Annotated in this window: 17 protein-coding genes and 1 pseudogene; 12 read left to right on the forward strand and 6 right to left on the reverse strand. The window is 71.2% G+C overall.

Annotation, left to right across the window (positions count from 1 at the left end; genetic code table 11):
- Positions 1–16: 16 nt before the first annotated feature.
- The 9 genes and pseudogenes from ACFWXQ_RS10640 to ACFWXQ_RS10680 all read left to right on the forward strand — a co-directional run bounded on the left by ACFWXQ_RS10640 (position 17) and on the right by ACFWXQ_RS10680 (position 7395).
- Complete coding sequence (locus ACFWXQ_RS10640; protein WP_383944323.1) at positions 17–1363, forward strand: ABC transporter substrate-binding protein; 1347 nt, start codon at positions 17–19, stop codon at positions 1361–1363.
- Positions 1360–2301, forward strand: coding sequence for a sugar ABC transporter permease (locus ACFWXQ_RS10645; protein WP_361895003.1), 942 nt, complete (start codon positions 1360–1362; stop codon positions 2299–2301). The genes ACFWXQ_RS10640 and ACFWXQ_RS10645 overlap by 4 nt, the downstream gene beginning before the upstream one ends.
- Positions 2298–3161 (forward strand): carbohydrate ABC transporter permease, encoded by an 864-nt coding sequence (locus ACFWXQ_RS10650; RefSeq protein ID WP_383944321.1) that lies wholly within the window; start codon positions 2298–2300, stop codon positions 3159–3161. Before ACFWXQ_RS10645 ends, ACFWXQ_RS10650 begins: the two co-directional genes overlap by 4 nt.
- Positions 3158–3757, forward strand: a complete 600-nt coding sequence (locus ACFWXQ_RS10655; protein ID WP_383944318.1) for a hypothetical protein — start codon at positions 3158–3160, stop codon at positions 3755–3757. Before ACFWXQ_RS10650 ends, ACFWXQ_RS10655 begins: the two co-directional genes overlap by 4 nt.
- A gap of 13 nt (positions 3758–3770) precedes the next feature.
- The gene (locus ACFWXQ_RS10660) at positions 3771–3941 is read left to right on the forward strand and encodes a hypothetical protein (protein ID WP_383944315.1); all 171 of its coding nucleotides are present in this window, start codon (positions 3771–3773) and stop codon (positions 3939–3941) included.
- Positions 3942–4106: 165 nt separating this feature from the next.
- Positions 4107–4217: pseudogene (locus ACFWXQ_RS10665) on the forward strand (sigma factor-like helix-turn-helix DNA-binding protein); the annotation flags it as partial.
- Positions 4218–4326: 109 nt separating this feature from the next.
- Positions 4327–5730, forward strand: a complete 1404-nt coding sequence (locus ACFWXQ_RS10670; RefSeq protein ID WP_383944312.1) for a rhodanese-like domain-containing protein — start codon at positions 4327–4329, stop codon at positions 5728–5730.
- Positions 5731–5906: 176 nt separating this feature from the next.
- Positions 5907–6653 (forward strand): sulfite exporter TauE/SafE family protein, encoded by a 747-nt coding sequence (locus tag ACFWXQ_RS10675; protein WP_383944309.1) that lies wholly within the window; start codon positions 5907–5909, stop codon positions 6651–6653.
- 151 nt (positions 6654–6804) lie between these two features.
- Positions 6805–7395, forward strand: coding sequence for a rhodanese-like domain-containing protein (locus tag ACFWXQ_RS10680; protein WP_383944306.1), 591 nt, complete (start codon positions 6805–6807; stop codon positions 7393–7395).
- Positions 7396–7411: 16 nt separating this feature from the next.
- On the opposite strand, the gene ACFWXQ_RS10685 is transcribed toward ACFWXQ_RS10680, so the two are convergent.
- Together ACFWXQ_RS10685 and ACFWXQ_RS10690 are read right to left on the reverse strand one after the other, a co-directional pair.
- Entirely contained in the window at positions 7412–8242 is an 831-nt protein-coding gene (locus ACFWXQ_RS10685) for a DUF2993 domain-containing protein (protein ID WP_383944303.1), read from the reverse strand.
- Positions 8243–8299: 57 nt separating this feature from the next.
- Positions 8300–8944 (reverse strand): TetR/AcrR family transcriptional regulator, encoded by a 645-nt coding sequence (locus ACFWXQ_RS10690; RefSeq protein WP_383944300.1) that lies wholly within the window; start codon positions 8942–8944, stop codon positions 8300–8302.
- 209 nt (positions 8945–9153) lie between these two features.
- Here ACFWXQ_RS10690 and ACFWXQ_RS10695 point away from each other — a divergent pair, with 209 nt between their 5' ends.
- The gene (locus ACFWXQ_RS10695) at positions 9154–10758 is read left to right on the forward strand and encodes an MFS transporter (RefSeq protein WP_383944298.1); all 1605 of its coding nucleotides are present in this window, start codon (positions 9154–9156) and stop codon (positions 10756–10758) included.
- Positions 10759–10940: 182 nt separating this feature from the next.
- On the opposite strand, the gene ACFWXQ_RS10700 is transcribed toward ACFWXQ_RS10695, so the two are convergent.
- Genes ACFWXQ_RS10700 through ACFWXQ_RS10715 form a run of 4 tightly spaced genes read right to left on the reverse strand, consistent with a single transcriptional unit; the run spans position 10941 to position 16760 of the window.
- On the reverse strand, positions 10941–12956 hold the full coding sequence (locus ACFWXQ_RS10700) for an acetoacetate--CoA ligase (RefSeq protein WP_383944296.1): 2016 nt from the start codon (positions 12954–12956) through the stop codon (positions 10941–10943).
- Entirely contained in the window at positions 12953–14608 is a 1656-nt protein-coding gene (locus tag ACFWXQ_RS10705; RefSeq protein WP_383944293.1) for a bifunctional 3-(3-hydroxy-phenyl)propionate/3-hydroxycinnamic acid hydroxylase, read from the reverse strand. Before ACFWXQ_RS10705 ends, ACFWXQ_RS10700 begins: the two co-directional genes overlap by 4 nt.
- A 17-nt stretch (positions 14609–14625) precedes the next feature.
- Complete coding sequence (locus ACFWXQ_RS10710) at positions 14626–15573, reverse strand: fumarylacetoacetate hydrolase family protein (protein ID WP_383944290.1); 948 nt, start codon at positions 15571–15573, stop codon at positions 14626–14628.
- Positions 15574–15620: 47 nt separating this feature from the next.
- On the reverse strand, positions 15621–16760 hold the full coding sequence (locus tag ACFWXQ_RS10715; RefSeq protein ID WP_383944288.1) for a VOC family protein: 1140 nt from the start codon (positions 16758–16760) through the stop codon (positions 15621–15623).
- 136 nt (positions 16761–16896) lie between these two features.
- Between ACFWXQ_RS10715 and ACFWXQ_RS10720 the strand changes: the two genes are divergently transcribed.
- Together ACFWXQ_RS10720 and ACFWXQ_RS10725 are read left to right on the forward strand one after the other, a co-directional pair.
- Positions 16897–17532, forward strand: a complete 636-nt coding sequence (locus tag ACFWXQ_RS10720) for a TetR/AcrR family transcriptional regulator (protein ID WP_383944285.1) — start codon at positions 16897–16899, stop codon at positions 17530–17532.
- Positions 17533–17657: 125 nt separating this feature from the next.
- Complete coding sequence (locus tag ACFWXQ_RS10725; protein ID WP_383944282.1) at positions 17658–18311, forward strand: TetR/AcrR family transcriptional regulator; 654 nt, start codon at positions 17658–17660, stop codon at positions 18309–18311.
- The last annotated feature ends 1 nt before the right edge of the window (position 18312 follow it).

Here is an 18312-nt window from a genome sequence, read left to right on the forward strand (position 1 = left end):
AAGAGGTGACCCACTCATGCCCGGAAACAGGACAAGGAAGTCCTGGCCGTCCCGCAGGACCGCCAAGCCGCCCCGGCGGCCCCGGCCGTTCCGCACGACGACGGCGGCGCTCCTCGCACTCTGTGCGACGGCAGCGACACTCACCGCCTGCTCGGACACGGGCGAGTCGACCGGCGCCGGCGGGAACGTGGTGCTGCGCTACACCTGGTGGGGCAACCCGGACAGAGCGGCCCGAACCCAGGAAGCGGTCGACCTCTTCGAGAAGAAGTACCCGGGCATAGACGTACAAACTTCCTTCGCCGGCTACGAACCGTACAAGCAGAAGCTGGCCACCCAGGCAGCCGGCGGCGACGCCCCCGACGTGATGCAGCTCGACTACCGGATGATCGACCAGTACGCGTCAGGAGGCGTCCTCCTCGACCTCGACAAGCAGCGGACCGTCCTGAAAACAGGCGAGTTCGAGCCGGGCCTGCTGGCCACCGGCAAGGTGGACGGAAAGCTGTACGCCATCCCGCAGGGCCGCGGCACCGAGACCATGGTGTACGACACCACACAGTGGAAGGCCGCCGGAGTCGAGCTCCCCAAGCCGGGCTGGACCTGGACCGACTGGGCAGACGCCATGCGCGAGCTGGCGGACAGGACCGGCAAGCCCGGCGGCACCGACCCCGGACAGAGCGAGGACGCCTTCGAGATCTGGCTGCGCGGCCAGGGCAAGTCCCTCTACACGGAGGACAAGCGCCTCGGCTTCACCGCCGACGACCTCACACGCTGGTGGACCTTCACCGACAAGCTGCGGCGCGAAGGCGCGGTCTCGTCCGCCGAGCAGACGACACAGCTCGACGGATCGGTCGAGAACACTCCGCTCGGCCGCGGCACGGCCTTCTCCGAGATGAACTGGGACGCCCCGGCGAGCGGCTACCTCGCCCTCGTCCCGGACGGGATCTCCCTCGCCCCCATGCCGTCGAACGAGGACGGCACGCCCGGCCAGTACTTCAAGCCCTCCATGTTCATGGGTGTCGCCGCAGACACGGGCCACCCCAAGGAATCCGCCCAGCTCGTCGACTTCATGCTCAACGACAGGGAAGCGGCGAAGATCGTCGGCGCGAGCCGCGGCATCCCGGTCAATGAGTCGATCCGCGACGAGATCTCCTCGGACCTCAAGGACTTCGACAAGACCATCTACGAATACCAGGCGCCCTTCGAAGGCAAGCTCAACGCCCCGCCCCAGGCGCCCCCTTCGGGAGACAGCGCCCTGCAGACCACCTTCCAGCGCGACTACGACCAGGTGTCGTACGAGCGGCTGTCGCCCCGCGAGGCGGCCGAGAACTACATCACCGAGGCGAAGGCGGAGCTGCGGTCATGACCACCACCGAGATACCGGCGGCCGCCCGCACAGGGAAGCCCTCCACGCCACCGAAGCGACCCGGAAAGCGCCAACGCGAGGGCGCCGCCTGGGTGTTCCTCTCCCCATGGGTCCTCGGCGCCGCCGTACTGACCCTGCTCCCGATGGCCGTCTCGCTCTATCTCTCCTTCACGGACTACGACTTGTTCAACCCGCCCCAGTGGGTGGGCCTGCGCAACTACACGCAGATGTTCACGGAGGACCCGCGCTACTGGCGCTCGGTGGTCGCGACCCTGACGTACGTCGTCATCGCCGTACCCCTCCAACTCGGCCTCGCCCTGGTCGTCGCGCTCGCCCTGAAGAGCATGAGGCGCGGCAAGGGTTTCTACCGCTCCGCCTTCTACGCGCCCTCCCTGCTCGGCACGTCGATGTCCATCGCCCTCGTGTGGCGGGCCATCTTCAACGACGGCGGTACGGTCGACAACCTCCTCGGCACCGGCGGCTGGGTCAACAAACCCGGCTGGGCACTCTTCACGGTCGCCCTGCTGACGGTGTGGCAGTTCGGCGCCCCGATGGTCATCTTCCTCGCCGGACTCCAGCAGATCCCCACGGAGCTGTACGAAGCCGCAGCCGTGGACGGCGCGAGCCGATGGCGCCAGTTCCTGTCCATCACCGTGCCCATGCTCTCCCCGGTGATCTTCTTCAACCTGGTGCTCCAGACCATCCAGGCCTTCCAGGTCTTCACCCCCGCGTTCGCGGTGAGCGCGGGCAAGGGCGGCCCCGCCGACTCGACGCTCTTCTACACGCTCTACCTCTACGACCGCGGCTTCGTCGCCTCCCACATGGGCTACGCCTCCGCGATGGCATGGACGCTGCTCCTCGTCATCGGCGCGGTCACCGCCGTACTGTTCCGGACCTCGCGCTCCTGGGTCTTCTACGCGTCCGAGGGGGACCGATGACCACCTCAACCGTCGCCGTACGCAAGCCGGTTGCCTGGCGCCGCGTCGCCCTGCACCTCGGGTGTCTGGCCGCGCTGCTCGTGATGCTGTACCCGCTGGCATGGCTGCTGGCGACCTCGCTCAAGCCGGCCGACGAGGTCATCGCCAGCCTCGACCTGCTGCCCGGCAGCCTGGAGTGGTCCAACTACACGACAGCCCTCGACGGCGTGAACGACGTCTCGGTGTGGCAGCTGCTCGGCAACTCGCTGTTCATCGCGGGCGGCGCGGTCGTCGGCAACGTGATCAGCTGTTCACTGGCCGCGTACGCCTTCGCCAGGCTGCGGTTCCGCTTCAGGGGCCCGCTCTTCGCGTTCATGATCGCGACCATCATGCTGCCGCACCACGCCGTGCTGATCCCGCAGTACATCATCTTCAACCAGCTCGGCATGGTGAACACCTACTGGCCGCTGATCCTGCCCAAGTTCCTTGCCACGGAGGCGTTTTTCGTCTTCCTCATCGTGCAGTTCATGCGAGGGCTGCCGCGCGAACTGGAGGAGGCGGCACGGATCGACGGCTGCGGCCCGTTCAGGAGCTTCTTCCTGGTGATCCTCCCGCTGACGCGACCGGCACTCATCACCACGGCGATCTTCACCTTCATCTGGACCTGGAACGACTTCTTCACCCAGCTGATTTATCTCTTCTCGCCGGAGAAGTTCACACTCACGCTGGCGCTCAGGTCGTTCGTGGACGCGTCCAGCCAGTCCGCGTTCGGCCCGATGTTCGCGATGTCGGTGATCGCCCTCCTCCCGATCGTGCTGTTCTTCCTCGCCTTCCAGCGGTTCCTGGTCGAGGGCATGGCGAACTCCGGGATCAAGGGATGAGCGCCGGACAGGCCCGCGAGACGGGCGAGATCTTCGGTCCGCGTATGACGCTGTTCGCGGACGTGCTGAGCGTCGGCGTCTGTACGGCCCTGGTGTCGCTGCCGGTCGTCACCCTGCCGGCGGCGCTGTCCACCGCGTGCGCGGTCCTGCGCGGCGCCCGCGAGGACCAACCGGCCACCGCCGGACGGTACTTGACCACCCTGCGGCGACGCCTGCGCGCCGGGGACCTCGCGGCCGGGGCGCTGTCCCTGGCCGGCGTCCTGCTGCTCTGGGCGGACCTCGCCCTGGCCCGCGCCGGATTGCCCGGTGCCCCGCTGTTCGCGATCGTCGCCGCCGCCATCGGCGCGTACGCGGCCGTCGTGGGTCTTCGCGCCTGCGGGCGCCCCGAGTCGCTCACCGACTGGCGGGCGGCCGTGACCGGGGCCGCCCGGGACTCCGTACGGGACGTGGGCGGCAGCGGGCTCGTCCTGCTCGCCGTAGCGGCGGCCGCGTTGTGCGCCTGGATGCTGCTGCCCCTGGCGTTCCTGGCACCGGGCCCACTGGCGCTGGCGCTCACGGCGGTCGACGTACGGATGCCGCACCGGCCGGAGGGGTGACAGCACCACCCGAGTGACGTACGCCCGGGCGGGCGATCCGGCGCGGATCGAGATCACCGCCGGACGCGTCTTCCTCCCGTACGGCGACTCCAGGGACACCGCCGCGGACCGCGACGCGGTGGACTCGGCCGCCGTACCCGCCCACCGCACAGCCTCATCATGTCCCCGCACGGGCTCTACGTGATCCTGCGGGCGGGGTCCCCGGTGGGAACTCGGCGATCCGGTCCCGTGCACGCTGCGCTTCCGGCGCAGCGGGCCGGTCGCGGTGGAGGCGGTCGTCGTCAGCCCGGGCGATGTGCGTGCATCACCGTGACGCCCGGCCGGCGGATGTGAGGACGAGGCCCGTCATGTGCCGCACGCCGAGGCGGCCGAGCTCAGCGACTGCCCCGTCAGAACCGTCCGCTCCCGCGTGTCCCGCGCCCGCGCCACCCTCGTCGACCTGCTCGACCGGGCCGCCTGACCTGCCCGTTCCTCGGTCTTTCGAACAGCTTTCAAATACCCCCGGGGGTACATGCTAGTGTCCCTCATATACCCCCGGGGGTAATTTCACTTCGGAAGGAGTGCCCGACATGTTCTTCGTTGACACCATCGAGGTGGCGGGGCTCGGCAACCGCAGCTACCTGGCGGGCGGCGAGCGGGAGGCCGTCGTGATCGATCCGCCGCGTGACGTCGACCGGGTGATCGCGGTGGCGGCCCGGCGTGGCGTGCGCATAGCGCAGGTGGTCGAGACACACGTGCACAACGACTACGTCACCGGCGGTCCGGAGCTGGCCCGGCTCACGGGCGCGGCCTACCTCGTTCCGGCCGGAGCCCGCGTCTCCGTCGAGCGGACACCCGTGCGCGACGGGGACAGCACGGTCGTCGACGCCGACGCAGGTCTTGCCCTGCGTGCGCTCGCGACCCCCGGCCACACCCCGCACCACACCTCGTACGTTCTGGAGGAGGGCGGGGCGGCGGTCGCGGTCTTCACCGGTGGTTCGCTGCTGATCGGCACAGTCGGGCGCCCCGACCTGGTCGAACCGCGCCTGACCGAGGACCTCGCCCGCGCCCAGCACGCCTCCGCCCACCGGCTCGCGGCCGAACTCCCAGACGAGACGGCGGTGTTGCCCACCCACGGCTTCGGCAGCTTCTGTTCCGTCGGCCGGGCCGAGGGCGATGCCACCACCATCGGCAAGGAGAAGTCGGCCAACGAGGCGCTCACCCGGGACGTGGACACCTTCGTCGCCGATCTGCTGGCGGGGCTGGACGAAGTCCCTGCCTACTACGCGCACATGGGCCCGGCCAACGCCGCGGGCCCCGCGCCCGTCGACCTCACCCCACCGGCCGTGGCCGACGCCGACGAGATCGCCGCCAGGCTGGCCGCGGGGGAGTGGGTGGTCGATCTGCGCAACCGCGTCGCGTTCGCCGAAGGGCATGTCGCTGGCTCGTTCAACTTCGAGGCCGAGGGTCAACTGGCCACCTATCTGGCCTGGTTGATCCCCTGGGGCAAGCCGGTGTCACTGCTCGCCGAGTCCGCCGGTCAACTGGCCGCCGCCCAGCGCGAGTTGGTCAGGGTCGGCGTCGACCGCCCCGCCGCCGGGGCCACCGGTGAACCGTCGGCGTGGGTGCGCGAGGGCGAGCCCCTGGCCACCTTCCGCCGGGCCACGTTCGCAGACCTCGCAGACCTTGCCGACCGCGTTGGCCTCGCTGGTCCCTCCGGTCGGCACCCCGGTGACGGCCCCGTCGTACTGGACGTCAGGCGGTCGTCCGAACGTGCCGGCGGCTTCATCGAGGGCTCGGTCCACATCCCGGTCCACGCCCTGCGCGGGCGGCTCGGCGAGATTCCCGCGGGCGAGGTGTGGGTGCACTGCGCGGGCGGCATGCGCGCCGCCATCGCCGCCTCTCTGCTGGACGCGGCGGGCCGTCAAGTCGTCGCCGTGGACGACGCGTTCACCGCGGCGGAGAAGGCCGGCCTCACCGTCCGGACCGCCTGAACCAGGCATCGGTACGGGAGATCTGCCCTCACCTGGGACTGGTCTCCCGGGGAGGCCGAGCCGTTGCGCGGCCTCCGCCCTCCGTCACCAGAAAGAAGCGAGACCGTGCCGTCGCACCCCCTCCTCCTGCCCCGCGCTCCCGGCCGCGCCGGAAGCCTTCAGAACGGCACTGTGGCGTGAGCCCTCTCATACTCGCCCTGACGGCCGGTGCCGTCATCGGGCTGGCGCTCGGTGCGCTCGGGGGCGGCGGCAGCGTCCTGGCCGTCCCCGCCCTGATCTATCTGCTCGGTTTCACTCCGGTCGCGGCCAGCACCGCGAGCCTCGTCATCGTGACCGCCACCTCGGCCACGGCGCTGTCCGGCCACGCACGCGACGGCCAGGTCCGCTGGCGTACGGGGGCGCTCTTCGCGGCGGCGGGCATCGGTCCGGCGCTGCTGGGCGGCGCGGTCGCGGGGAGACTGCCGGACGCCGCGCTGACCGGGGCCTTCGCCGTGGTCGCGGCGGTGGCGGCGGTACGCATGCTGCGCCCGCGGAAGAGTTCGGACGACGCCCGGCCGGTCAGGTCCGCGCGGGCCGCGGCGGCCGGTGGCGGGCTCGGCGCCGTCACCGGCGTACTCGGCGTCGGCGGCGGCTTCCTCGCCGTACCGGCGCTCGTGGGCGTACTCGGCCTGCGGATGCGGGAGGCGGTGGGCACCAGCCTGCTCGTCATCACCATCAACTCGCTCGCCGCGCTCGTGATGCGCGCCGGTACGGCCGACGGCCTGGACTGGGCCGTCATCGCCCCCTTCGCCGGGGCCGCGATCCTCGGAGCGTGGGACGGCAAACGCCTCGCCGCGAAGGTGTCCGGCCCGATGCTCCAGAGGGTCTTCGCCCTGGTGCTGCTCGCGGTGGCCGCCCTGATGCTCGTCGACACGGCGGTGTGACGGGCCCAGCCGCTCGATTACTGCAGCGCGCCCCCAGCCCTCCGATACCTGCGGCCCTCCCGTACCTGTAGCCCTCCGGTACCTGCGGCCCTCCCGTACCTGTAGCCCTCCAGCCTGCCAATACCTCCAAAAACACAGGAGCACCTCAGCCATGACCAGTTCCCCCACGCCCGTCGTCGTCCTCGGCGTCGGCCAGGCCCGCAGTCGGCTGCACGACCTCACCGTCATCGACGTACGGACGGCAGGTGAGTACGCCTCGGGTCATCTGCCCGGCGCCCTGAACATCCCGCTGGACCAGGTGCGGCGGGCGTTGCCGGACCTGCGCCACGCCGCCGAGCGGGGTGACATCCTGATGGTGTGCGCCTCCGGCAACCGCTCCCGGGTCGCCTGCGAGCTCCTCGCCGGAGAGGGCATCGCCGCGGCGACCCTTGCCGGTGGTACGACCGCGTGGGCCGCCGAGGGCAACGACCTGGACCGGCCCGAGGCCTCCGCTGCCCGGGGCGGCTGGGCCATGGAACGCCAGGTGCGCTTCACCGTCGGCACGCTCGTACTCGTCGGACTGTCCCTGGGCCTGTTCGTCCACCCGGCCTTCCAGCTCCTCTCGGCCGGGGTGGCGGGCGGCCTGGTCCTCTCCGCGCTCACCGACACCTGCACCATGGCGGTGCTGCTCGGCAAGCTGCCGCACAACCGCCCCCGCGTGGCCGACCTGGAGGCCACGCTGACCGCTCTGCGCGGCCGCTGAGCAGGGGCGAGGGCGGTCAGCCCTGTGCCGCGCCCTGCGCCGCGTCGGCGGGGCGGAACGTGACCGACGTACCCGAGAAGCGGGCCGTGAGGCCGTCGGCCGTGGTGGTGACCGAGCGAAGACGCAGGCCGTCGGGGATGTTCCGCAGCTGGACCGGCTGCTCGAAGACCTTGTCGAGCAGCGCCTGACCGGCGTCGGGCAGTACACCGCTCGTCACCCGGAAGTCCTCGAAGGCGATGCGGTTGCCGGAGACCGCCGACACCTTCACCGTCACGGTGATCCCGTCGCCGAACGGCATCGCGATCCTCGCACTGATCCGGCCGGGCCGGTCACCCTGGGACACCTCGAGACCGAGCGCGTCGGACACATCGGTGTACGACAGACGGGCGGTCGCCTCGGCGCTGCGCGCCCGTGCCTCGCCGCCGTCGTCCGACTTCCGCAAGTCGTCGAGCCCGAGGTCGAGTTCGGTCACCGGCAGCGGGCGGGTGGCCTCGTCGGCGGGTATGTCGCGGGCGCTGATGTCCACGTGCCGCAGGGTGCCGGACGCCACCTGGGTCAGCACGGGGAAGCCGCGCACATGGACCTCGGGCCGCGTGGGAGTACCCATGCCCTCCTGGAACGCCTCGGCCGTACCCGACTCCACCCGCGCCGCCGCGACACGGTCGACCACCACGGGGACGAGGATCAGCGCGCACAGGGCGGCGAGGGAGATGACGAGCGGCAGCCGGTGCCTCCGCGCGGCATCCGACTGGTATGCGAAGTCGTCCTGGTACGCGAAGTCGTTCTGGTACGTGAAGTCGTCCTGGTGGGCGGAGTCGTCGCGGTATTCGGGATGGGGACGGTACATGAGTTCTCCTGTCGCGTGTACGGGGTTACTGCGTGCCCAAGTGGCTTGGAGCGCGGGCTAGTTGGCGTCGCGGAGGCGGCGGACCGTCGAGGCCGCGACATCGCGGTCGGTGCCTGCGGCGATCAGAGTGGAGGTGGCGGCTCCCGTGCCGTCGTCGGCCCAGTTCCCGGAGTTGACGCTGTCGAGGACGGCCAGAATGTGCGCTTCGAGGGCTCTGCTGAGCGGTCCGGGCGGGACGCCGGTGTGGAAGACGCCCTGCCGTTGGCCGCGGGCCAGGATCCCGGTGACCTTGTCGCGGACGGGAGTCAGTAGTCCGCTGAACTCGTTGGCTCCCAGTCCCTGGCGGGCCAGCCCGATGAGCGTGCGATAGCGGTCACCGACCGGCCAGAGGGTGAGAACCACACGCGCCAGGGCACTCGCGGCATCCGGAACCTGACGTGCAACCGGCCCCGGCGCGTCGATGACGGCGATCGCGACGCGAATCGCCTCCCCGGCGTCCGCCGCGAGCCCCCCGACGAGTGCGGCCCGTCCCGCGAAATGCGCGTACACGGTACGACGCGCCACACCGGCCGCCTCGGCGATGTCACCGAGGCTGCTGTCGGCGTTGCGCCCCAGTTCCCGCCGGGCCGCTTCGAGGATGCGCGTGCGGGTGGCGCGGGCCGTACGGCTGAGGGGTTCGTGCGTCGCTGGCGGGCTGGTCACATCGGTACCTCGGCGGGCGGTCAGGCGAGCGGACGGGCGGACGGGCGAGTGGGTCAGGCAGGCCGGCGGGCGGGCGGGCCCAGGGAGGGCTACCGAGATATTTGCACATCGACGGGCAATAAACTAGTCTGCACATCGATGGGCAATTAAGTCGCCTCGCTTGTCCCTCTCGTCCCTCTTTCGTCCCACTCACCCCCCGGGAGCCTCCAATGCCGCTCTTCGCCAACACACCCGTCGAGAAGATGACAGGGCCGTACTCACGGCGCTGGCTCGCTCTGCTGGTGCTGTGTCTGAGTCTGCTGATCGTGGTCATGGCGAACACGTCACTGATCGTGGCGGCGCCGGACATGACCACGGACCTGGGCCTGAGCAGCAGTGACCTGCAGTGGGTCGTCGACGGCTACACCGTTCCGTACGCCGCGCTGATGCTCGTCCTCGGCTCGATCGGCGACAAGTACAGCCGTCGCGGGGCGCTCGTCGCGGGCCTGGTGATCTTCGCGGGCGGTTCGGTGATGGGCAGCCTGGTCGACGGGACGGGCCTGGTCATCGCGGCCCGCGCGATCATGGGCGTCGGCGCGGCGGTGGTCATGCCTGCCACGCTGTCCCTGCTGGTCGCGATCTTCCCGAAGCGGGAGCGGGCCAAGGCCATCACGGCCTGGACCGCCACCTCCGGCCTCGCCATCGCGGTGGGCCCGCTGGTGGCCGGCTGGCTCCTGGAGGACCACGCCTGGGGCTCGACCTTCCTGATCAACGTCCCGATCGCCGTCGTCGCCGTGATCGGCGCGCTGGTCCTGGTGCCGCCGTCGAAGGCGGCGAACGCCGGCCGGATCGACTACGTGGGCGGACTGCTGTCGATCGTCTCGGTCGGTTCGCTCGTCTACGCGATCATCGAGGGCCCGCACTTCGGCTGGGGCACCGGGCCGGTCGCCGCCGCGGTGGTCGCGGGCGTGGGCCTGCTGGCCTTCGTACTCTGGGAGCTGCGCCACCCGCACCCGATGCTGGACGTGCGCAGGTTCGCCCAGCGGCCCTTCAGCGGCTCGATGCTGGCGGTGCTGTTCTTCTTCTTCGGCACCTTCGGGGCGATCTACTACTCCACCCAGTTCCTGCAGTTCGTCCTCGGCTACGGCGCGCTGGAGACCGGCGTCCGTCTGCTGCCGCTGGCCGGCGCGGTGTTCGTCGGCGCCGCGGCCACCGGGCGCCTGACGCCGAAGCTGGGCATGAAGACCATGGTGGTGGCCGGTATGGCGATCGGCACTGTGGGCGTCCTCCTGCTCACCCGGATCGACACGGGCTCTACGTACGCCGATTTCCTGGCGCCGATGATGATGCTCGGGTTCGCGATCGGGCTGAGTGTGTCCCCGGCCACCGACACCATCATGGGTTCGTTCCCGGAGAGCGAGCTGGGCGTGGGCGGTGGCGCCAACGACACCGCGCTGGAACTCGGCGGCTCCCTCGGTATCGCCGTACTGGGCTCGCTGCTGGCCACCGCGTACAAGGACCGGCTTGTCGAGCTGGTCGGCGGGCAGCTGCCGGCCTCGGCGATGGAGACGGCCAAGGACTCGGTCGGCGGCGGTCTGGCGGTCGCCGAGCAGATCGCGAAGACCCCCTCCGCAGGGCCCGAGCAGGCGCAGGCCCTGATCGACGCGGTGCACGAGGCCTTCGCCCACGGTGTCGCGCACACCAGCCTGATCGGCGGGATCATCATGGCCGCCGGAACCATGATCGTCCTCGCGGTCCTGCCCGGCCGCAAGGCCGCGAAGCACGACCAGGAGGAGCCGGAGGAGAGCCAGAAGGAGCACGTGGACGTCTCCTGAGGATCCACACGCGGGTCGGTTCCTGAAGAACGGAGCCGACCACAGAAGGAGGCCGGACCTCAGGTCCGGCCTTCCTTCACCCATGACGGGTCGTGCCCGAGCGGCGCACGGCCCGGGCGGTGCCGGGAGGGACGCCCGGCACCGCCCTTCTCATCTGCGGGCCTTCCTATGTACGGCCCTTCTCATGTACGGGCGGGCTCGGTGCCTGTCCGTGCGCGGCGTTCGGCTCCCAGCCGGGCGTAGTAATCGATGAGTTCGGGCGCGTCCACGCTGGCGGGGTTGACGACCTGCTCGGCGGGCGCGCCCTGGAGCAGCCGCTTGACGGGGACTTCGAGCTTCTTGCCCGTGCGGGTGTGCGGGACGGCCGGGACTTCGAGGATCTCGTCGGGGACGTGACGCGGCGAGACACCGGACCGGATCGCCTCACGAATGCGGTCGCGGAGCGCGTCGTCGAGGGTCGCCCCGGCCGCCGGGACCACGAACAGCGGCATCCAGTAGCCGCCGTCCGGCTCCTCCGCCCCGATGACCAGGGCCTCGGTGACCTCCGGAAGCCGTTCGACGACGTCGTGGATGTCCGCGCTCCCCAGCCGTACGCCGTTGCGGTTGAGGGTGGAGTCGGAGCGGCCGTGAACGATCACCGAACCGTGGGAGGTGAACGTGATCCAGTCGCCGTGCCGCCACACACCGGGATACGTGGAGAAGTACGCGTCGTGGCAGCGGGTGCCGTCGGGGTCGTTCCAGAAGTACAGCGGCATCGACGGCATGGGGCGGGTGACGACCAGCTCACCGACCTGGTCGACGACCGGGTGCCCCTCGGAGTCGTACGCGGCCAGCGCCACACCGAGGTGGGGAGCCGACAGTTCCCCGGCCCGTACAGGCGTCGTGGGCGCGCTGCCCGCGAAGCCGGAGACGATGTCCGTACCGCCGCTGATGGAGGCGAGCAGGACGCTTTCGCCGACGTGGTCGCGGACCCAGGGGTAGGCGGAGGCCGGGAGCGCGGATCCGGTGCAGCCGACCACGCGGACGGACGACAGGTCGTGCACGGACGGGTCGATGCCGAACTTGGCCATCCCCAGCAGGTATTGGGGACTCGTACCGAAGACGGTGACGCGGTGACGGGCCGCCAGCTCCCACAGGACGTCGGGCCGGGCGAGCGGTGCCGGACTGCCGTCGTACGTACAGGCCGTGGCGCCCGTCAGCAGCGTGGAGGCGACCAGGTTCCACATCATCCAGTGGGTGGTGGTGTACCAGAGGAGGCGGTCGCCGGGGCCGAGGTCGGAGTGCAGGCCCAGGGTCTTGAGGTGTTCGAGCAGGACGCCGCCGTGGCCGTGCACGATGCCCTTGGGCAGGCCGGTGGTCCCGGAGGAGAAGACGACCCACAGCGGGTGGTCGAACGGCACCGGCGTACAGGTGAGTTGCTCTGTGCGGGTGGCCGCGTCCTCCCACGGGACGGCCAGGGACGGGTAGTTGCCAGACAGTCGTGGCAGGCCCACGTGGTTCACGAGCAGGGTGGCCTTCAACGTCGGTAGCGCGTGGGCCAGTTCGAGGGTGGCCTCGCGGCGGTCGTGGGCGGTGCCGTTGAAGAGGTAGCCGTCGGCGGAGATCAGGACGGTGGGTTCCAGCTGGGCGAAGCGGTCGACGGCGGCCTTCGGAGCGTAGTCCTGGCCGCACACCGACCAGACCGCGCCGAGGCTTGCGGCGGCGAGGAACGCCACGATGGCGTGCGGGGTGTTGGGGAGGTAGCCGACGACCCGGTCGCCCATGCCCACGCCGAGGTCGCGCAGGGTCGCGGCGACGGAGGCGACCTCGGCCCGCAGTTGGCCGGCACCGACCGGGCGCGCCGAACCTGTCTCGTCCATCGCGATGATCGCGGGCCGGTCGGCGCCCAGGCCGCGCAGGGCGTGGTCGGTGTAGTTGAGGGTCGCCCCGGGGAACCAGCGGGCACCCGGCATGGTCTCCTCGGCCAGCACCCGCTCGTACGGACGGTCCGCGTCGATGTCGAAGTACTCCCACACCGCACCCCAGAAGCCCTCCAGGTCCGTGACGGACCAGCGGTGCAGCGCGGCGTAGTCGGTGTGGTCGTCGCCCGCGCCGACGCCCCGGTGCCGGGCGGACCGGCGCGCGAAGTCCACGATGCGGCTGGACGCCGCGGCCTGCGGATCGGGGGTCATGAAGGGGTCCGGGTGCGGCCTGGTCATCGTGTGGTGCTCCTCAACAGGCTGGTGTCGATGGGGAGTTGGGCTGGTAGCGGCTTTCGTGTGCTGTGCAGCAGGGACGCCCAGCCCGCGGTGTCGGTGAAGTCGTCGGCGCCGGACGGGACGACATCCATGACGACGCGGTCGGGGCGCAGCAGCACGGCGTCCGCCCGGCCCTCGCGCAGCCAGGCGGCGAGGCGGCCGTCGTCGCCCAGGCCGCCCACGGGGAAGGTCCGGGCGCCGAGTCCGTCGGCGACCGCCCGCACCGAGGGCGAGGGTGAGGGTGAGGGCGGTGCGGCGGTGAGTACGGCGAAGGAGCCGCCGAGCAGTTCGTCGAGGGGGACGCGCCGCCCGTCGACGGTCACCCATGGCTGCGGGCAGATTCCGCCCACGAGGCCGCGGCCGCCCCAGCGGGCCGGGCGGCGGGCGCGTCGGCGCACGAGTGGCCCCGCGGCAAGGGCCGGACTGAGGTCACGGGCGGCCGCTGCGGTCAGGCCGGGGACGCGGACGGCCGCGCCCAGGACGCCGCGGCGGAGGGCGGCGGCGCCGTCCTGGCCGCCGGTCATGGCCCAGCCCATCGCGACCGCGAGCCGGATCGTATGACGGGCGTGCGGCCTGCGTTCGCTCTCGTAGGTCTCCAACAGCCGCTCGTCCGCGCCCTGTTGGAGTACTCGGGCCAGCTTCCACGTCAGGTTGTGGGCGTCACGCATCCCCGCGCCAAGGCCCTGCCCGATGAACGGCGGCGTGAGGTGCGCGGCGTCGCCGAGCAGGAAGACCCGCCCGCGGCGCCAGCGGTCGGCGATACGGGCCCGGAAGGTGTACTCAGCCCGCCGCACCACCTCGAAGTCGGCGCCGTACGGGAGATCCGCCCAGGGAGCGATCAGCTCGCGCAGCCGCTCGTGATCCGGTTCCCGCTCGTCCGGCAGGCGGAACTCCCAGCGGTAGCGGTCCTCGCCGATGCGCATGAAGGTCGCCGGCCGGTCCGGATCACAGACCTGGTCGACGCCTTCCCAGCAGCGGACCGGGACGCTCGTGCGCACGTCGACGACCGTCCAGCGTTCCTCGAAGCGCAGGTCCTGCCATCCGGCGCCGACGGCGTCGCGGGTGAGGCTGCCCGCGCCGTCGCAGCCGAGGACGGCGTCCGCCCACAGGTGTTCCTCGACGCCGTCCCGGCGGCAGGTCACCCGGACGGGACCGTTACCGTCCTGGCCAACGCCCACGCCGACGCCTGTGCCTATGCCGACGACCTCCACCCCGGTCCGCAGTTCGCACTCCGGGCGGCGGGCCACGGCGGCGCGCAGCAGTCGCTCCAGCTCCGGCTGGTCGAACATGCTGGTCTGCGGGAAGCCGTGCGCCCCCTGCGCGGCGCGCGGGAACTCGGCCATCACACGGTGCCGGGCGTCCAGCAGCCGGAGCCCCCGCGCGGGGCGGGCGATCGCGGCGAACTCCTCGCCGACTCCAGCGGCTTGGAGGATCCGGCGCACCTCGTCGTCGGCGGCGACGGCACGCGGCAGCGGGTAGACCTCGTGGTGGCGTTCGAGGACGACGGTCCGTACGCCACGCCGGGCGAGCAGCAGGGCGGCGGTCACACCCACCGGCCCAGCTCCGACGATCACTACGGGTACGTGTGCGGCTGCTTCCTCTTCGGAGGCCATGGTGCGGCTCGCTTCGCTCACGCGTCGGTCACGGGGGTGCGCTGTTCGCCGAGGTCGATCCGCCCGTCCGGCGTGGCGATCGTCGCGGTGATCAGGTCGCCGTCGCGCAGGTAGTGCGGATTGCGGGCCTGGCTCCTGAAGAACGCCTTCCACTTCACGGCCGGCGGCAGCAGCGCCCCGACCTTCTCGACGGCCTTGGGCGGTGCCTTGAGGGCGGTGCCGCCCGGGGTGCCGGTGAGCAGCAGATCGCCGGGCGCCAGGGTCTGGAAACGCGCGAGCAGGGTCAGCGCCTGCGCCGGGCGGACGATCATGTCGGCCAGGGTGCGGTCCTGGCGCAGTCCGCCGTTGACCGACAACCTCAGCCGCAGATCCAGGAGATGGGCGAACTCCTCCGGCTCCAACAGTGAGAGATAGGGGCCGGTCGGCGTGAAGGTCGGGTACGACTTGCTCTCGTAGAACTGCGTCTTGGTCAGCTGTACGTCACGGGCGCTGACGTCGTTGGTGAGGACGAGCCCGGCGACGTACGAGGGCAGGTCCTGCTCGGTGACGACGGTGCCCACCGGCAGGGGTGCGCCCATCACCAGGCCGAGTTCGATCTCGTAGTCGAGGAACTTCACGTGCGAGGGGCGGACGATCGCCTCACCGGGGCCACTCACCGAGCCGGACGCCTTGCGGAAGAAGGTGGGCGGGATGTCGCCGGTGAAGCCCGAATCGCGGGCGTGGCTGCGGTAGTTGACCATCTGGGCGACCACCCGGCAGGGCGTGGTGACGGGGGAGAGGGCCACCAGGTCGGCGACGGCCGTGCCGGTGTCGCCGGAGGCGGCGGCTTCCCGGACGGTCTCCCGTACGGCGGCGAGGTCGGCCAGCAGTTCGGCGGTGGTGACGGCCTTGGTCTCGATGCGGACGGCGCGCGTGTCGCGCACCACCCACCAGCCGTCGGCGGTACGCAGGACGTTGGTGCTCATGTCGTTGCCTTCGTCAGAGGTTCAGAGGGGGCAGGGGAGTTGGGGATTCAGGAGTTCGCGGCTTTCAGCAGGCCCAGCAGGCGCGCCGGGTCCACCTCGTTGTCGCCGCGCAGGGCCTGGACGACGTCTCGGACCCGGGCGGGGGAGGGGCTCGCGCCGAGGAAGTCGCGGGTGGCCGGCGGGCCCCACTGGGCGAGGCCGCTCGTCGACATGGGCGCCCAGCCGGGTTCGAGGTCGCAGGAGAACAGGTCGCCGTCGGCGAAGTGCTCCAGCATGAAGCGGTCGGGGTCGCGCCAGTAGTCGAAGAGCTGGCTGCCCTGGATGTGCCGACCGATGCCCCAACTCCGCTTGTATCCACGCTCGTTGAGGTACTCCCCGCCCGCGGCGATCGAGTCCAGGTCGGTCACCTGGTAGGCGGAGTGCACATAGCCGTTGCCGGGGCCCAGATGCATGGCCAGGGTGTGGTGGTCGACGGCCAGAGTGCCCCGGTCGCAGCGGATGAACGCCATCGTGGGGCCACGCTCGCGCTGCCCGTCCAGGAAGAGGAAGTCGCTGACGATCATGCCGAGCGTGTCGAGGTACCAGTCCAGTGCGCGGCCGAACACCCTTGTCTCCAGGACCACATGGCCCAGCCGCTGGATACGGGACGGCTCGCGGGGCGGGCGCTGCGTGGCGTTCGTACGACGGTGATCGGTGCCGAAGTTCAGCAGCAGCGGCCGCTGTTCGGGCAGCGCCGGCAGGTCCTCGCCGCAGTGCACCACGCGCACCGGGAAGCCCGAGGGGTCGAGGATGTGCACGGCACTGCCGCCGCCGGGGGCGCCCGTTCCGTCGAGGTCCCGTACGTCGGAGCCGGTGGCGCGTGCCAGCCGGTCGAGATCGGCCCGCTCGGCCGCGCGGAACGCCGGTCCGACGAAGCGGGACGTACGCCCCTCGCGGATCACCATGCACGGCGAGCCGGCCAGGGTGCCGCGCAGCCACAGCTCGTGCCCGGTGCGGACGGCGACACCGAAACCGAAGTCGCGGGCGAAGATCTCCGCGCGGTCCAGATCGGGCTTCTCGAACTCCAGCCAGGCCAGGTCGGCCACCTTGATCACGGGGTTTCGGGAGCGTCCGGGGTGCTCGCCCCGCAGGGCGCCCTGCTCACTGTGGAGGTCCTGGTGGGCCGTCTGGTGGGCTGTCCTGGTCATCGTCTTCTCCAAGCAACATCGCCGTAATGATGAAATCATCAAGTTTGACAATGTCCCCCGTCAAGGGGTCCGGAGTGTTAATTGATGGATTCATCAGAACTGTGATCGGCGTCCGGGCCGTGACTAGAATCTGCGCATGCCTACGAAAGCCCCGCCCGGCAACCGGTTCGAACGGCGTCGCGCCGAGACGCGTCAGGCGCTCGTGCGCGCGGCCCGGCGGATCCTCGCCGAGAACGGGGACACCGGCGTGAGCATCCAGGCCATCGCGGAGCGCGCCGACGTGGGGTTCGGCTCCTTCTACAACCACTTCGCGTCGAAGGCGGAGCTGTTCGACGCGGCCGTCGTGGACGCGCTTGAGGAGTTCGGCCAGACCTTCGACGAGCGCCTGAGCGGGATCGACGACCCGGCGGAGCTCGTGGCGGCGGGCTTCAGGCTCAGCGCCAGAATGGCCGACTCGCATCCGGAGCTGATGCAGGTCCTGCGCCGCCGGGGCATGGAGCACCTCCACTCCGACCGCGGCCTCGCGCCCCGCGCCCTGCGCGACCTGGAGATCGGCGTCGCCTCCGGCCGTTTCTCCCCCGTCGATCCGACCGTCGCGCTGTCTGCGCTGGGCGGGACCCTGCTGTCCCTGGTGGAGCTGAGGTTCACCCGCCCGGACATGGACGGCGACGAGGCCGCCGTGAACCTGGCCGAGATGGTCCTGCGCATGCTGGGCGTCCCGGCCGACGACGCCCACGACGTCGCCCGGCGGCCCCTCCCCGACCTCGGCTGACGAACGGGTCCGGGCGGTCCCAGGAGCGGGGGCCGCCACCGTACGGGCGGTCCCAGGGGCGGGGCCCGCCACCGTGGGAGAATCGAAGAAGCCCTTCCCGCCCCCTGCATCCACGAGGACGTGCCGTGCCCAAGCCCGTGGTCCGTGAGCCGTTGCGAAGCAATTCGCGTTCCAACCGGGCCCGCATCCTCGCCACCGCCCGACAGGAGCTCGGGCGGAACCCCGATGTCACCCTGGAGGAGATCGCGCGGGCGGCCGGCGTGGTCCGCCGTACGCTCTTCGGGCACTTTCCGGGACGGGCTGCCCTGCTGGACGCTCTCGCCGAGGAGGCGTCCGAGGCCCTGCGCGGCGTTGTGGCCCGCAAGCCGGACGCCGTGGAGGCGCCCGAGCGGGCGTTCGCGCGGTTCGTCCTGTCGATCTGGTCGGTGGGAGACCGCTACCGGCTGCTCCTGGCGCTCGCCCGCCAGGATCTGGGCGTGGAGCGGGTGTCCGAGGTGCTGGCCCCGGCCCGCGACGAGGCGACGGCAGTCCTTGAGCGAGGCCAGCACGCGGGTGTGTTCCACGACCATCTGCCGGCCGTGGTCCTCAGCTCCGCCCTGGAGGCCCTGGCCATCTCCCTGCTCGAAAGCGTCAACGCGGGGACCTGGGAGGACGACGGGACGCGGACCGCCGTCGCCACGCTGATCGCGGCGGGCGTACCGGAGAAGGAGGCGTCCGCGGTCGTCGAGGGCGTGGCGTCGGAGGAACGCGCCGAGGCTGCCGACGCCGCCGACGCGTAGA

The sequence above is a fragment of the Streptomyces sp. NPDC058697 genome (assembly GCF_042715345.1).
GTDB classification, from domain to species: Bacteria; Actinomycetota; Actinomycetes; order Streptomycetales; family Streptomycetaceae; genus Streptomyces; species Streptomyces liliifuscus.